This is a genomic window from Streptomyces sp. NPDC050509 (assembly GCF_044457965.1).
Lineage (GTDB): Bacteria > Actinomycetota > Actinomycetes > Streptomycetales > Streptomycetaceae > Streptomyces.
In genome coordinates, this window is record NZ_JBITHL010000003.1 from 95785 (window position 1) to 112242 (window position 16458).

Here is a 16458-nt window from a genome sequence, read left to right on the forward strand (position 1 = left end):
GGTTACCGCCACTTCTATCCGCCTGGTTCGCTACCTTCCTGTTGTCGCCTCCGGTTCATCGATCCGGGTGGCGTAACACCGTTGTTCTGTAGCGTCCTTGGGGGTGCTGTGCGGGTCAGGGTGGACATCGACGCCGATGTTCCGAGCATGGGCTGGGAGCACGTGCACGGGCCGGCGCGCGCCGTCATGTATGAGTTGCTCGGAAGCCAGGACGCCGCCCTCGCAAGGTCGTTGCACGACGAGGGCTGGAAGGGGCAGCCGCTCAAGCCCCTGGGCTTGACCGCGCCTCAGTTCAAGGGCGCGCCGAGGAAGCGCGGTGTGTACACGACTTCGACCGAGGGGTCGGTCTGGCTGGGGTCGCCAGTACCGGAGATCGCAGCGGTTCTGGTGGCGGCCCTCGCTTCCCGTACCGAGATCGTGTGGGGACCGGCGCGGTTGAAGATGCGGGGCTTCACCGTCGATGTCGGGGCTCCGGTAGCGGACGGCCCGGTGGAGTTGGCGACTGCGACTCCGGTCGTGGTCAAGCACGAGGGCCGCTATCTCCTTCCTGGGGAGCCCCACTACGTTGCTCGGCTCCAGCACAACCTGGCCCACAAGGCGGACATCCTCGGGCTTCCGGCGCCGAGCGGGTTACGTGTGCTGGAGGCGGGACCGCGTCGGCGGTTCACGGTGCGGGGGGCGCCGCGCATCGGGGCGCAGGTGCGGGTGGGCATGGAGGCCGATGCCCGGTTCGTGGACGCGTTACGGTCCTGGGGCCTCGGGCTAGACACGGTGCAGGGATTCGGGTGGATCCGGTGAGCCCGCTCGCCACCGACTCGCCGGGGCTGACCGCGACGAGTCACCCGATCCAGCGGGCGGGAGCCTGGGCGGTCGCCGTACTGGCCGGCCGGGCGGCCCCGCAGGAGGTCACCGAGGTCGACCTGGACGCGGTGGCCGCCCGGCTGGTCGAGGACGTGATGGTTGCCGCCGTGGCACCGAAGGACTCGGCGGTGTACGACTGGTGGAAGGTTCTCTTCGCGCTCTACCCCAACTCCAAGGCGACGCACAGCAAGCGACCTCGCGATCACGCCGCCCTGCTGCCTGAAATCCTGGCGCTGTTCGTCCCCGATGCCCCGGGCTCCCGGGCCTGGCCGTGCACCTTTTGCGGAGCGCCCGCCGCCGTGGTGTGGACGAAGAAGAATCTGCCGATGTACGACACCAATAAGGCGCTCAACACGTTGCCGCCAGGCGTCGCGGGCTGGCCGATCTGCCGTGGCTGCCGTGTCGCCGCCTGGGCCCTGCCGTATGGAGCGTGGGTCACCGCCGGGTCGGCGACGGTGCTCTCCTGTGAGCAGGACGAGGCCGAGCGCGAGTTCTCGGCGCGCAATGTGCTCCGTGCCAGGCGGATCATGCAGCTCGGCTTCGACGGGCTTGCGGCAGGCGCCCGGCCCGAAGCGGTGGTCCTGCGGGCGCTGAAGGCGCTGGGCCCGGATCTGCCGGCCGCCGCCACGCTGTGGAGTTTCAAGAACGACAACCAGGATCCGTGGCTGCGGGTGACACGGACCCGCCGTGCCGTCCCGCTTTTCCTGGCGACGGTGGAGGGCAACGCCGAGCCGCGTCGCGGATGGCGGCTGCTGGAGCTGGCTCTCACCCGTCGGGACAAGGAAGGACAGCCGGTCAAGAACGGGCCCGCCGAAGCGGCCCGGCTGCTGTTCGAGGCCGAGGACGGCCGTAGCCGGTTGCTGCTGTCACAGCTTCACCAGCTTCTGGACGAGCCGGAGAAGTCCTGGAGCCTGCGGAATCGAGCGGCTCTGACGCGGCTCGCCTTCATCTACGCCGAGGAGATTCTGGGCATGAACCCGGACCTGAAGCCGGTGGCGACGGTGATCGCCGACTGGATCGAGTACGGCGGCGGCGCGCCCCGGGGGCGCCTCGCGGAGTACCGGAACGTAGCGCTGAGCGACTACAAACTGGGCGCCCTCCTGATGCAGGCGCACTTCCGCCTGACCCTGGACGGCCGGTCGGTATCGGCCGGGCCCAAGGACTGGCGGCCACTGATCCAGCAGCGCCCCCGCGCCTGGGAGCAGCGCATGCTGCTGTCCGCCACCGTGCTTCAGCTCCTTCAGGAGCGGGGCGTGGCTGTAAACGAAAGACCGGTCGACCCGGACGAGGAGGTCCGTACCGAAAGGTTGCTGGCGCGACCGGTGCTCGGCCAGGGCGACGGCGACAACATGCGGGACGGCGACGGCATGGACGATGACGACGACAGGGGAGCGGCGTAATGGCCTATCTGGCAGGGAAGATGGTGCTGGCCGTCGAAGCGGGAGCGCCCAACAACGGCAAGGGCGAGGACACCAAGGCCAGGGTCAAGTACGCACGGATCCGCGGCAGGCACTACCCGTACGTCTCCGCCCAGGCGGTACGGCGCTGGACCCGCGACGGGATGGTCGAGCTCGGCTCCGTACCGTCGCCGGTGAGCCGGGTCGGCAAGGCGCAGAACAAGGCGCAGAAGGGCAACACCGAAGCGAACCCGGTGCGTTACGCGGACGACGACCTGTTCGGTTACATGAAGGCAGGCGCGAAGAAGGACGGCGCGGCCACCACCCTGCGCGACAGCCCGTTCATGCTGGGCACCCTCATGTCGGTCGAACCCGCCTACCCGACCGAGGACTTCGGCGTCATGTCGCGCGGAGTGTCCGAGCCGGTCCTGCACGGGCACGAGTTCTACACCGCCGATCTGGCTGCCCCGTTCCTCCTGGACCTGCCGAGGATCGGCACGTTCACCCTCCCCGATGCCGCAGGCGCCGGCCGCCCGAATTATCTCAACGAGGAAGAGGCCATGCAGGTCGCCGAAGCCGCGCAGGCCGGAGCCTCCTCGCTCAACTTCCGCGACCAGCCGGCCGTACGGCTGCCGATCGAGGAGCGCCGTAACCGGGCGGCACTCCTCCTGGAGGCGCTCGCGCACCTGAGCGGCGGCGCCAAGCAGGCCCTCCACTACGGGGACCGCGTACCCGCCCTGCTGGTGATGGTCCCCTTCAAGGGGGGCATCAACCCGCTGGCCCACTGCGTGGACGGCCAGGAAGAGACCGGCCTGCGGGTACGCGGCGACGTACTGCGCGAGGAGCTGAAGGCGTGGGACGGGGAGTGGGAGGCCCCGGTCCGGATCGGCTGGCGTCCCGGCTTCCGTGACCTCCTGCGGGAGGACTTCGAGAAGGAGTGCGCCCAGGAGATCGAGGACGGGACCATCGTCATCGATCACCCCCGAACGATCCTGCGCGATCTGGCGGCCGAACTGCGGGACGGCCGGCTGGACGGCTGGTTCGACGACCCCGCCCGGTGATCTCCGTGCCGGACACATCCCGAACAGCGCTCCGTACGGCGTGGCGGGCGGAGTTCTGGGCTCCCGTGGCCTCGTTCCGCGATCCGCTCTTCCCGGGGCTCAGCCGCGGCCTTCCGCTGCCCCCGCCCTCGACCGTACGCGGCCTGCTGGCCGCCGCCACGGGGGAGCGGAGCGAACCCCTGGCCTTCGGCATGGCCGCCCGTGCCGAAGGCAGCGGCGTGGATGCCGAGACGTATCACCCCATCTCCGCCGACGGCTCCAACCCGGCGGTCTCCGGCCGCGTGCGCGCCGTCAAGGGAGGCATGACGATCCGCGACCGTCCCTTCCTCGCGCATGTACGTCTTACGGTCTGGCTGCCCGGCACCGACGGCGACCGCATCGCGCGAGCACTCCGCCGCCCCCGCTGGCCCTTGCGCCTGGGACGGTCCCAGGACCTTGTCCACCCGTTGCGGCTTCTGCATACCACGCTGCGTCCGGCGACGACGGCCACCGTCGATCACGCGCTGGCACCGACGGGCGGACATGACGTGCCCCAGGCGACCGTGCACCGTATGGCGGCGAGCGTATCCACCGACCGGCTCTCCACCGCGTGGTCCGACTACCTGTGGTGCGACGCCCCCACCGGGGCGCACCCGGTGCGCGACGCGTACGAGGACGACTTGGGGCAGGCGGTATGGCTGCTCGCCCCCTGACCCCGAAGCCCGCGCCGCGTGCCCTCTCCGATGTCCGCGCCAAGTCCGCGCCGAAGCACGACCCCGAACGGCTGACGACGCACTCGCGCACCGTCCACGACACGGTGGCGCAGATCGAACACCGCGTGGCCACGGCCGGGCCGCTCGCGACGGAACCCGCGTTCTGGACCCGCGTACGGGCTGCGGCCCTCCTCCACGACGCCGGCAAGGTCGCCGAAGGCTTCCAGCAGCAGTTGCTGCCGGGTGGCACGTTCTGGGGGCAGCGCCATGAAGTGCTCTCTCTGGCCTACGTCGACCTTCTGGCAACGGTCACCGGCTGGACGGACGAGGACCGGCTGGTGATCGCCACGCTCGTCGCGACCCATCATCGGGCTCTGCTCACGGCGACCTCCGGCGCGGCCAAGGGCAAACAGAGCCTCTCTCAGCAGTACAACTTCCGTACGCAGTGGGACGAAGCCTTCACCCGCACACCACGCCCGAACGGTGACCCGCAGATTCAGGTCACCCGGGGGCTCCACCGGGAACTCCTCGCCTGGTTCTCCGGCGCCCTGCACACGGACCCGCCCTCCCTGCCCAGCGGCGGGCCCACGGTGGCCGACCGTGCACGGCTCGTCCTCGACGAACTGCTCGACGCCTGGCGGCAGCCGGTCGCAGCCGACCGAGGACTGCTCGCCGTCCTCGCCCAGGGTGCGCTCACCCTCGCCGACCACGCCGGTTCCGCACATGAACGCCTCCAGACCCACATGCCACTGCCCACCGACTATTTCCACCGGCTCCCCTACCCGCCCTACCCGCACCAGCGGCAGGCCGCCGACACCGAGGGGCACCTTGTCCTCATCGCTCCCACCGGCAGCGGCAAGACGGAGGCCGGACTGTCCTGGGCCGGGCAGCAGTTGCGTACGATGCCCGGCCTGCCCCGCGTCGTCTGGACCCTGCCGTACCGCGCCTCCCTCAACGCGGCACGACGAAGGCTGCAACGCGACCTGGCTCCGGCCCCCGGGGAGGACACGGCGGACATCGGACTGCTCCACGGCACCGTCGCCCACACGCTTCTCAGCGAGGCGGCGGAAACCGAATGCAGCGAAGCCGAAGCCGAAGCCAACGCCGACACGAGCCGAGGCGCCGAACCGACTGCCGCGATGGCCCGCCAGGCACGGGCCCGCGCCGGCGCCATGCGCCTGTTCACCCAGCGCCTACGTGTCGCCACTCCACACCAACTGCTCCGAGGCGCCATCGCCGGCCCGGTCTACTCCTCCGTACTCCTGGAACAGACCAACTCGGTCTTCGTCCTGGACGAACTCCACGCCTACGAACCCGAAACCTTCGGCCGCCTCTGCGCCGCCATGGGACTGTGGGAGCGGCTCGGCAGCCGCGTCGCCGTCCTCTCCGCCACCCTGGCCCCGCCGATGACCACCCTCATCGAGGAAAGCCTGACCCGGCCGGTGACCTGCCATCGCGCGCCCCAAGGCACCAGCCCGGTACGCCACCGCCTCGTCCTGGACGAGAACCCCCTCATCGACCCGGAGAGCGTCGAACGCCTGCGCACCTGGCTCGACGAAGGCCACAGCGTCCTCGCGGTCGTCAATACGGTGGCCACCGCGCAGGCCTTGTACGAAGAACTGGCCGCCAGCGCCAGCGCCCGCGCCCGTCTCCCCGACGACCCGCACGCCGCCCTGCTGCTGCACTCCCGCTTCAAGAACCGCGACCGCGACACCATCGAGAAGAACCTTCTGAGCCGTCACCCGGAACGTGCCGTGGGCGATCGTTCCCACCGCGGCGGACTCACCGTCGCCACACAGACGGTCGAAGTCTCGCTGCAACTGGACTTCGACCGCGGGGCAGTGGAGAACGCCCCCATCGAAGCCGTGGCCCAGCGCGCGGGCCGCGTCAACCGCCGAGGCCGACACCCCGCAGGATCCGTCGAGTTCCGGGTTCACCGTACGGAAGCCGGCCGACCGTACGACGACGCCGCGGTCGCCGCCTCCTGGCGAGCCTTGACCACGCTCGTCGCGGAAGGCCGCGAAACCCTCAGCGAAGAGGACATCGAACGGCTTCTCCACCTCGCCTACGACACCGACTGGGGCAGGGCGTGGGAAGCGAAGGCCCGCCGGGCCCGGGACGACTTCGCGGCCACCTTCCTCACCTTCACCGACCCGTTCCACGACCGCTCCGAGTTCGCCGACAAGCTCAGCGAACAGTTCGACAGCGTCGAGGTGCTGCTCCGCGAAGACGTAGACGAATACCGCGACCTCACCACCGGCCCGGAAGGCCACCCCCTGCGCGCGGCAGGCCTCCTCATCCCTCTCCGATACGGCCAACTCAAGACATACAAACCGCAGTACGAACGGAATCTGGGAGTCCGTGTGATCGACGGCGCCTACGACGAGACCATCGGGCTGAAGCCACCGACGGAACCGGACACCATCCTGTGAACCCCTCCACAGGCCCCGGTAACAGGCCGGACGACGAGGACGCGCAACTCGGCGGCGTCCACATCAAGTACCTCCACCACTGCCCACGTCAGCTCTGGCTCTACACCCGCGGCTACCGGCCCGAGCAGCGCAGCGACCTGGTCGCCTTCGGCGAGGTCGTCGACGACACGACGTTCACCCGCCGCCGCGACATCGACCTCGGCGAAGCGAAGATCGACTGGATCACCACGGGAGCGGTCGTCCACGAAACCAAGTCCTCGCGCGCGCCCTCACCCGCCCACGCCGCACAGGTACGCCACTACTGCCTCCTGCTCGAACGTCGGGGTGTAGCCGTACGCGGCGGCACCATCCACTACCCCCTGATCCGCCGCACCACCGACGTCCCCTGGGACAGCGAGGCCCGCGCCGAAGCCGAAGCGTCCGAGGCCCAGGCCCGCACCACCATCGCTGCCGATGAACCACCACCTCGCCTCACCCGCGCCAACTGCCGCGGCTGCTCCTACCTCGACTACTGCTGGGGAGACTGATGCCCGCCGTCGGCCGTACCTACTGGCTGACCGAACCCTGCCGCATCCGCCGCGAGGACAACAGCGTCCGCATCGAGCGCGCCGACGGCAACCCGGTCCGTATCCCCATCACCGACATCCGCGACCTGGTCACCTTCGACCACGTCGACATCAACACCTCGGCCCTCTCACTCCTGAGCCGCAACGGCGTCGCCCTCCACGTCCTGGACCACTACGGCAACCACGCCGGGCACTTCAGCCCCTCGGAATCCATGTCGTCGGCCGCCGTCGTACGCCGACAGGTAGAAATCACCGCCGACCCGGAGCACCGTGCCGCGACCGGCCGCGCCCTCGTACTCGCCACAGCGGAAAACCTGCGGTGGGCACTGGACACCGACCTCCTCGATCCGGCCCTCCAGTCCTTACGCACCGCCCTGCCCGACTGCGGCGACAGCGACGCGATCATGGGCCAGGAGGGCAACTTCCGCCGCACCGCCTGGGCCGTTCTCGACACCCAGCTACCGGCCTGGCTCCGCCTCGACGGCCGCACCCGCCGCCCGCCGACCAACGCCGGCAACGCCTTCGTCAGCTACCTCAACACCCTCGTCTACGCCCGCGTCCTCACCGCCCTGCGCACCACGCCCCTGCACCCGGCGATCGGATTCCTCCACGCGGACACGGACCGCCGCCGCAACACCCTCGCCCTGGACCTGGCCGAACCCTTCAAGCCCCTCTTCGCCGAGCGGCTCCTCAAACGAGCCGCGGCCCAGAAGAAGCTGAAGCCCTCCGACTTCGAAACCGACGTCGCCCGCGCCTCCCTCAGCAAGGACGGCCGCAAGAAGGTCGCCGCCCTGGTCAAGGAAGAACTGGCGACGACGGTCCATCACCGCACCCTCAAGCGCAAGGTCAGCTACGAGGAACTCATCCACCTGGAGGCCCTCAAGATCGTCCGTATGTGCCTGGAGGACAAGCCCTACAAGCCCTTCCGGCCTTGGTGGTGAGCGGCCATCTTCGTGATCCTCGTCTACGACACCGCCGTCGAACGCAACCCCAAGGTCCTCAAGACCTGCCGCAAATACCTCCACTGGACGCAGCGCAGCGTCTTCCAGGGCGAACTCACCACAGCGCAGTACCGCGCGCTGATGGCAGCCCTGAAGACCACCATCGACCCGGACTACGACAGCATCGTCACCTACGCTGCCCGATCCCCCGACATGATCGAATCCAACACCCTCGGCGTTGACCTGGGCGGCCCCGGCGACATCCTCTGAACCGCTTTGACCTGCACTGATGCACTACCGCCGGACTGCTGCAGAAACGCCACCGAAACGTCGCAGTGGAGGGGCGCTGACCTGCGGCTTTACCGTCGGGTCCTCATCAGCCCAGGAGGGTTCGCAACCTGTACATGTCGCAGGTGGAGTTGCAGCACACGTACGTCCTCATCAGCCCAGGAGGGTTCGCAACACCAGCCCAACATGGACATCACCGTCCTCGAAGACGGTCCTCATCAGCCCAGGAGGGTTCGCAACGCGCTGACGCGCTGGTCGCCCCTCGGCTTGAAGTACGTCCTCATCAGCCCAGGAGGGTTCGCAACGAGGTGGGGAAGAAAAGGAGGGGCGAGGGCCGGGCCCGTCCTCATCAGCCCAGGAGGGTTCGCAACGTGACGAGAGTACCGGTTGCTGATGCACCACCCGCGTCCTCATCAGCCCAGGAGGGTTCGCAACATGGCCTTCTGCCAATGATTGGCGGCTCTGGCCACCTGTCCTCATCAGCCCAGGAGGGTTCGCAACGGGTCACCATCTGGACCTACACGCGGATCATTGGCGTCCTCATCAGCCCAGGAGGGTTCGCAACCTGCGTCCAGGTCCCGCGACAGCAGCACGAACGCGGGTCCTCATCAGCCCAGGAGGGTTCGCAACACCGGCACGGCCGCCCGGCGAAGGACCTGTACGGCGTGTCCTCATCAGCCCAGGAGGGTTCGCAACTCCTTGATCGGGTCATCGACCAGAGCAAGGTGAGCGCGTCCTCATCAGCCCAGGAGGGTTCGCAACGCGAACCGCCAGCCCGCGACCGTGTGCCGCATCGGCGTCCTCATCAGCCCAGGAGGGTTCGCAACGACGTCGGGGACGTTGTCGGACTGCTACTGGGAGCGCGTCCTCATCAGCCCAGGAGGGTTCGCAACCAGCCACTCGCCCTCGTAGTCGGTGCGGCCAACCGCCTGTCCTCATCAGCCCAGGAGGGTTCGCAACCGTTGCCGTTCGGCCGCCGCGCGTCCGGCGGGGGCGCGTCCTCATCAGCCCAGGAGGGTTCGCAACTCCCCGAGGACGGCCACTGGGGCGAATCATCCCTGGTCCTCATCAGCCCAGGAGGGTTCGCAACCTTGAGATGACCGACAGCGAGGTCAACGATGCTCGCGGTCCTCATCAGCCCAGGAGGGTTCGCAACAGGTCAGCTTGTCGACATCCGGGGGCGCCTTTTTTGTCCTCATCAGCCCAGGAGGGTTCGCAACGGGCTGGAGACGGACATCAGCGGGTGGACCGCCGGTCCTCATCAGCCCAGGAGGGTTCGCAACGGGACCGCACCACCCCCACCGAGCTGTGGAACATCCTGTCCTCATCAGCCCAGGAGGGTTCGCAACGCGGGGAGCAGCACCGCGACCGGTGTACGGCTCCGCCGGAGTCCTCATCAGCCCAGGAGGGTTCGCAACACCACAATCCCGTCCCACTCGTCTTCCAGAAGTGCGGGTCCTCATCAGCCCAGGAGGGTTCGCAACGATCCGCCACGGGCACCCCGCCCGGACAGCGGCAACGTCCTCATCAGCCCAGGAGGGTTCGCAACACCACAATCCCGTCCCACTCGTCTTCCAGAAGTGCGGGTCCTCATCAGCCCAGGAGGGTTCGCAACGATCCGCCACGGGCACCCCGCCCGGACAGCGGCAACGTCCTCATCAGCCCAGGAGGGTTCGCAACTAGCCGAGTGGCCCCCCGCAGTCCTCCGGCGGGCAGGTCCTCATCAGCCCAGGAGGGTTCGCAACGCATGGTCGACACGCGCCGTGACCTGATCACCGCGCGGGTCCTCATCAGCCCAGGAGGGTTCGCAACGGGGTTCGCGCGTTACGTCGTGCCCGCATGCGGGCGGTCCTCATCAGCCCAGGAGGGTTCGCAACGGCCTCCCGAGACTCGGAGAACAGACCGGCCGGCGTCCTCATCAGCCCAGGAGGGTTCGCAACGAGAGCCGGAGGGCGACACCCCGGAGGGCGGCGGCGTCCTCATCAGCCCAGGAGGGTTCGCAACTCCAGCTCGACCGCGACGTGTACGACCTCACCGCCGAGTCCTCATCAGCCCAGGAGGGTTCGCAACTCGGCCGTCGCAGTCACCCTCGGCCTGGCCCAGCTCGTCCTCATCAGCCCAGGAGGGTTCGCAACCGGATGCGCAGGCGCACGGTCGCGCCGAGCAGGGTGTCCTCATCTTCCCAGGAGGGTGGAAGCCGAGCCGGAGGATGGCCGAGACGCCCAGGGCACATCGGCGCCCCAGAGAGCTGATGTGCCCTCAATATGCCCCGGCCGTCTGACGGTCCGCCTCCCGCGCAAGACCAGGGCGGAGCCCGAGAGAACACCGCCCAATCCGCAATAAATCCCAGGTCAGGGCCACACCAAGCAGTACGGCTGATGCCCCGGCTCGTGCAGGCGGACCGAGAAGTCCTGCCACTCGTGCAGCGAGTGGGGGCGGGAGGCCGCTGCCCTGGTACTTCTCGGCGAAACGTGCGTTGACCTGGGAAAACTGATCCCGCTAGTTCTCACGGGTCAACGCCGTTTCCCAGTCTCATGTGCCCTGGATGTGCCCTCGCCCTGCCTGCGGAAACAGGTAGGAAGCGCCCAGTCGCGGCACCAGCCCGCTCGGCGCAGACATGAGGCCGTCTTGCTCGCTGTTTCCGGTCCTGGTCACATGGTTGTCGGAATCCGGTGGGTTGCGGAACGGGGGGCACGTGAGTGGCTTACAGGTCTCTGTGTGGAAGCGTTACGGACATGACCGTCTGTACGTGAATCGGCCCGACGGCGAGAAGGTGGCTTGGCTCGACCGTCGCACGGGGTACTTGAAACTTCTGGTCGAGGAACAGCGGGACGCGGTACTTGACGTACTCGCCCCCTATCTCACTGCGCTGTCCGAGTCTGCAGTGCACCAGGAACTGCATGCCGAGGATGACCTCGCGGGGAACCGCCCGGGGGACGCGCTGCGGAAGAAGATGGATGAGCTGGCCCCCGGCTTCTGGCGGTGGGCGTTGGCCAGGCTGTCGGGGCGGCGCCTGGAGGCGGACAGCTGGCGCGCAGGACTGGCCGGTGAGCGCCGGGTGGGAGCGGAGCTGGAGAGGCTGACGCGGCGAGGCTGGCGCGTACTGCATTCCATACCCCTGACGGATGATGTCGACATCGACCATGTCGTGGTCGGCCCAGGCGGAGCCTTCTGCTTCAACACAAAGTGCCTTCGCGGAGCGCGAGTCTGGGTGGGTGACGACTCTGTTCGCGTAGGCGGCCGGTCGTACCCCTACGTGCGAAAGAGCCGGGCAGAGGCAAGGCGGGCCTCGGCTGCGTTGACGAATGCGTGCGGTTTTCCCGTCGAGGTTCAGCCGGTGCTTGCCTTCGTTGCGGTGGCGGAGCTGAGGGTTGTGCCGTCACTCCGGGATGTGCGGGTCCTGCGGGAGCGCGACATCGCGGCGTTCAAGCACCTCAGGGCTGGCTGGCGACCGGACGAGGTTGAGTGGGTGTACGCGGCGGCACGCGATCGCCGTACGTGGGTTCGCTCTTAACGGTTGGCTGGGTTGAAGCCAAATTTCGTGGAATGTGGCTTGTTCGCGTCATTACTCATCGGTCCCTGTTGATGGCGCCGCTTCTCTCCCTCATCCTGGAAGGCTTTTCGTCGAGCCATGATCTGGGGGATAGGTGTCTCTTCACTCTGAACTTCGTGCGAACAATCCGGAGGCGGTCCACCGCACGCGCCAACTCATCGAATATATGCGCGAAATCGTTCGTGGGTCGTACAAGCCGGTGAGGGACTGGCAGAAGTATCCGGAGGTCCTTTGGCTTTCCGGACTGCCGGACGACAGGCTCCGGCGATCCCCGGACGGCGACCGTACGCTGCTCAAGGTGGCACACCGCCCGCCTCGCCCGGCTCCCGTCCTGCCAGAGGTGCTGGCGGGATGGATCGATCCCGAGGCCGCCGCCACCGCGACGCCCGAAGCGCCAGCGCTGGCCGAGTCGGGACCGGGGCAGGGCTGGCAGGAGGACGAGAACGGAGACCTGTTCGAGGTCTCGGAGATCCGCCGAGAGGAAGCGCACGACGTGCTGCGCGCCTACACGCGATGGCTCGACGCGTGGCGCAAGTGGTCAGAAAAAGAGCGCGTCGACCGCCCGTATCGAGAACTCCATCAGCAGCTGTACCGAATGGCGACCCGGATTCAACAGGACGGCGAGGAGTACGAGGCGGTACTGGGCAGTGGATTCCTGACCATCGGAGCCGCACGTCCGTCGGCGCGTATCGCCCGGCACATTCTGACGGCGCCGCTGATACTCACCGTGAATTCCACGAACATGTCCATCACCGTCGACCTCTCACCCGGCGACCCCGCGCGGCTGGAGGACGGCGAGTTCCTCAGCGCGGACGAGGGTTACAGCACGCGTCTGATGAGCCCGCTGCGAGAGCGTGTCGACGCGGAAGGATTCCATCCGCTGTCCCGCGATTCCCAAGACGCGCTCGGTGACTGGTCGGAGAGGGCGTTCGGCACCGATCGCGCAGTGGCGTTCCATCGTGGCTGGGGCCGCCCGCCCGCCGACCCGGTGCTGCCGGAGCCCACGCTCGGGTTCGCGCCGGCGATCATCCTCCGTCAGCGTGGCCAGGGCGCCCTCGTGAACTTCTACGACGGCATCGCGAACCGCTTGGCCCAGCCAGGGGCCATCGCTCCACTGGGCCTGGCCCAGTTGCTGTACCAACTGGAAGCGGAGGACCGCCGCATGTGGGGTACAGCGGGGGGCCGCGACGTGCCGCCCGCCCTCGGCCCCGACCCGCTGTTCCCGCTGCTGTCGAACGAAGCACAGCGGGATGTCCTGCGGCGCCTTCAGACCGATACCGGCGTCGTCGTTCAGGGGCCGCCAGGCACGGGAAAGACGCACACCATCGCCAACCTCGTGTGTGCCTTGCTGGCGGACGGCAAGCGGGTACTTGTGACGAGTGAGAAGGGCCAGGCGCTGAAGGTCCTGCGGGACCAACTGCCTGCCGAGTTGCGCAGCCTGTGTGTCCTCCAGGGTGACCGGCGCCAGGACGGCAGCGGCGACCTGGAACAGTCCGTGCGCGCGCTCTCCCAGCTCAGCGCCACCCAGTCGACGGAGCGTCTCGACTCAAAGATCAAGGGCCATGAGGCGCTGCGCTCGGAACTGTCGGACACCCAGGCGTGGCTCCGTGCCGAACTTCGCGCTGTTCGTGAGGGAGAGTGGTACGAACACCTCGACGTGGCTGCCGGTTACCAGGGGCGGCTCGCAGAGATCGTGGAAACCGTCGCCGCCGGTGCACCGAAGTACGACTGGATGCCCGGCCTGCCCTCCTCGGCACCGCGGGAGCCTACTCTGAGCCAGGATGAGGCCCAGCGCCTGTTGGGTCTGGTGTCCCGGCACGGAGCCGGCGTGCTGGACGAGCATGCCGCCCGCTGTCCGGACCCCGCGGACTTCGTCGCACCCGTGCTGTTCGAAGAGGCGGTCAAAGCCCTGGACACCGCTGTGCGCTCCTGCGCCGAGGCGTCGTCCGACACGCTCTCTCTCGAACTCGCGCATCAGGGCCGCGAACTGATCGCGACATTGGTGGAACTGCTGGACGCGGCGGAGCACGCTCTTCAGAGCGAGGGACTGCCAGGTGAGCCGGCCGCTTGGTCACCCGACGAATGGACCACTCGTGCCCTGACGGACGGAATGGCCGGGCAACGAAAGCACTTGTGGGACGGGGTGCGCCGGTCATCCGCCCGCGCCGAGGAAGTGCAGAACGTACTTCAGCACATCCCCTTCGCCGTGCTCGACGTACCTGATGTGGGGCTTGCCGAGGAATCGCGTCTCATCGCAGCCGGGAAGGACCTCGAACAATTTCTCCGCGGTGGCGGCAAACTACGCAAGCTGGCTCCGAAGGCGGTGCAGAAGGAAGCCCAAGTCCTTCTCCGGGATTGCCGAGTGGAAGGGCGGTTGCCCAGTACGCCGGACGAGATCTCCGCGCTGGTGGCTCACCTGGCGGCACGCCAGTGCGTCCGGCAGCTGAACGAGCGCTGGCAGAGCGTCGGCATGCCCGTGGCCGAGGGCTCCACGGAGGTGGCTCTGTCGGAGCTGCTGGACCGGGTTCCGACGCTCCGCGCGGTGGACGGGTTCACCCACTCCGTGCGTTCGCTGCACGACGTCCTGCTCATGGCCCGGATCAAGGCGACGGTGCGGACGGCACAGCAGTGGGACGACATCCGTACGTCGGCGAACGGCGCGGAACGGCTGCTCCGTGCCCGTGAGGCGGAGGAGAAGCTGCGGTCCATCGCCGAGCAGCTGCCGCGGCCCGATGCCCACGGAGTGGCCGAACTAGCGGAGGCACATCGAGCCGTCACTGCCCGTGATCCGCGGGCGTACACGTCCGCGATCGACTCACTGACCGAGGCGTTCCATCGTGAGGCCGATCGCCGGGAGGCCCGCAAGATCCTGGAGCGACTGTCCGAGGACCACCCCGAACTAGCCCGGCGTTTCACCGAGTGCCCGACCAAGGCGGTTTGGGAAACCCGCCTCGTAGACCTGGACGGAGCCTGGGCATGGCGGCGGGCCCGCGCCTTCCAGGACACGATGCTGGCACCTGGCAGGGAAGCCAAGCTGGAAGGAGAACTGGAATCGGTCGAGGCGCAGTTGAGGAACACGGTGACGCAGCTGGCTGCTGACAGAGCGCTGTACCACTGTCTTGACCGCATGACGGCCGGACAGAAACAGGCACTGAGTGCCTACGCGTCGGCAACGGCGAACGCGGGCAGAGGAATGACGGCACTCGGCAAGCGACACCTGAAGGCCGCCCGTTCCGCGATGCGTGACGCGCGTGCCGCGGTCCCGGCATGGGTCATGCCGATCAAACAGGTGGCCGAAATGATCGATCCCGAGCCAGACGCCTTCGATGTCGTCATCGTGGACGAGGCGAGCCAGGTAGGTCTGGACGGGCTGATGCTGCTGTGGCTCGCTCCGCGGATCATCGTCGTGGGTGACGATAAGCAGTGTGTCCCCTTCTACACGGGCAGCAAGCACGAGCGGCTCAACGAACTCCTCGACTCACTCCTGCCCCATCTCACCGACTGGCAGCGGGACGGGCTCAACCCCAAGTCCAATCTCTACGACTTGCTGTCCGCGCGCTTCAGCGAGACGATCCGGCTCACCGAGCACTTCCGGTGCATGCCGGAGATCATCAAGTGGTCCTCGGCGCAGTTTTATCCCGACAACGAACTCGTTCCGCTGCGGCAGTACGGAGCGGACCGGCTGCGGCCCCTCGAAGTCGTTCATGTCCAGGAAGGCCACTGCGAGGGACGGCGAGAGACCCTGGTCAACAGGCCCGAGGCCGAACGCATCGTTGCCAAGTTGCAGGAACTCGCTGAGGACGAGGCGTACGCGAAGCGGAGTTTCGGAGTCATCGTGCTCCGTTCCGGACACCAGACAAGGCTGCTGTCGAATCTCATCGACACGCGGATCGACTCCACGATCCAGGAGCGGCACAACATACGGGTCGGTACAGCAGAACAGTTCCAGGGAGACGAACGGGACGTCATCCTGCTCTCGCTGGTCGTCGACGCCGACAACACCCGGGCCCTCACCGGCCAGGGTGACGGAAGGCGGTTCAACGTGGCTGCCAGCCGCGCCCGCGACCAGATGTGGCTGTTCACCTCCGTCACACCGGACCAACTGAGCAGCAAAGATCTGCGGCACTCCCTGCTCACCTATATGCAGGCGCCGCCGGAACTCCAGGGCATCTCTCCCGGCCTCTCCGCCGTTTCACCCGACGAGCGATGCGAGCCGTTCGACTCCCTGTTCGAGCAGCGGGTGTTCCGCAGGATCAAGAAGCGCGGCCACCACGTCGTCCCCCAATGGAAAGTCAGCGGCAAACGCATCGATCTCGTCGTCGTCGGAGAGACGGGCCGCCTCGCCGTGGAGTGTGACGGCAGCCCGTATCACTCCACCCCCGATCAGATCCGTGAGGACTACGAGCGGGAGCGGGAACTACGCAGGGCGGGCTGGCAGTTCTGGCGTGTACGAAGCAGCGAGTTCGCCCTGTCTCCGGAGAATTCGCTGACTCCGTTGTGGAAGCGCCTTGATGCCCTGGGTATCCGGCCCGGAGTCACCGAGGAGGTCCAGGGCGACTCGGGGAGCACATGGGCCCCGGTCGACATAGGCGATACCGACCTCACCCCCGATGAACTCGACGCCATGCTCGATGAGGATGCGTCTGTCTCTCTCGAAGGAGCCTGAT

At 67.8% G+C, this 16458-nt stretch carries 10 protein-coding genes and 1 CRISPR repeat array; all 10 genes read left to right on the top strand.

The window, feature by feature from the left end; translation table 11 throughout:
* Positions 1 to 120 precede the first annotated feature (120 nt).
* The 10 genes from cas6 (at position 121) to ACIBJC_RS09575 (ending at position 16457) form a co-directional block, all read left to right on the top strand.
* Positions 121 to 798 (top strand): CRISPR-associated endoribonuclease Cas6, encoded by a 678-nt coding sequence (gene cas6, locus ACIBJC_RS09530; protein ID WP_399290016.1) that lies wholly within the window; start codon positions 121 to 123, stop codon positions 796 to 798.
* Entirely contained in the window at positions 795 to 2261 is a 1467-nt protein-coding gene (locus ACIBJC_RS09535) for a hypothetical protein (RefSeq protein WP_399290018.1), read from the top strand. The genes cas6 and ACIBJC_RS09535 overlap by 4 nt, the downstream gene beginning before the upstream one ends.
* Positions 2261 to 3319 (top strand): type I-B CRISPR-associated protein Cas7/Cst2/DevR, encoded by a 1059-nt coding sequence (gene cas7i, locus ACIBJC_RS09540; protein ID WP_399290020.1) that lies wholly within the window; start codon positions 2261 to 2263, stop codon positions 3317 to 3319. Before ACIBJC_RS09535 ends, cas7i begins: the two co-directional genes overlap by 1 nt.
* Before the next feature lie 5 nt (positions 3320 to 3324).
* Entirely contained in the window at positions 3325 to 4011 is a 687-nt protein-coding gene (cas5, locus tag ACIBJC_RS09545) for a CRISPR-associated protein Cas5 (RefSeq protein WP_399290022.1), read from the top strand.
* On the top strand, positions 3993 to 6443 hold the full coding sequence (gene cas3, locus ACIBJC_RS09550) for a CRISPR-associated helicase Cas3' (RefSeq protein WP_399290024.1): 2451 nt from the start codon (positions 3993 to 3995) through the stop codon (positions 6441 to 6443). Before cas5 ends, cas3 begins: the two co-directional genes overlap by 19 nt.
* A complete protein-coding gene (locus ACIBJC_RS09555; protein WP_399290026.1) occupies positions 6440 to 6970 on the top strand; it encodes a CRISPR-associated protein Cas4 in 531 nt (176 codons plus the stop codon). Before cas3 ends, ACIBJC_RS09555 begins: the two co-directional genes overlap by 4 nt.
* Positions 6970 to 7950 (top strand): type I-B CRISPR-associated endonuclease Cas1b, encoded by a 981-nt coding sequence (gene cas1b, locus ACIBJC_RS09560; RefSeq protein WP_399290028.1) that lies wholly within the window; start codon positions 6970 to 6972, stop codon positions 7948 to 7950. Before ACIBJC_RS09555 ends, cas1b begins: the two co-directional genes overlap by 1 nt.
* A 12-nt stretch (positions 7951 to 7962) precedes the next feature.
* A complete protein-coding gene (cas2, locus tag ACIBJC_RS09565) occupies positions 7963 to 8220 on the top strand; it encodes a CRISPR-associated endonuclease Cas2 (protein WP_365638484.1) in 258 nt (85 codons plus the stop codon).
* 99 nt (positions 8221 to 8319) lie between these two features.
* Positions 8320 to 10437: a CRISPR direct-repeat array (repeat unit 29 nt; unit sequence GTCCTCATCAGCCCAGGAGGGTTCGCAAC).
* Between the two features lie 550 nt (positions 10438 to 10987).
* A complete protein-coding gene (locus ACIBJC_RS09570; RefSeq protein WP_399290030.1) occupies positions 10988 to 11752 on the top strand; it encodes a nuclease-related domain-containing protein in 765 nt (254 codons plus the stop codon).
* Between the two features lie 205 nt (positions 11753 to 11957).
* Positions 11958 to 16457 (top strand): AAA domain-containing protein, encoded by a 4500-nt coding sequence (locus ACIBJC_RS09575; protein WP_399290032.1) that lies wholly within the window; start codon positions 11958 to 11960, stop codon positions 16455 to 16457.
* The last annotated feature ends 1 nt before the right edge of the window (position 16458 follow it).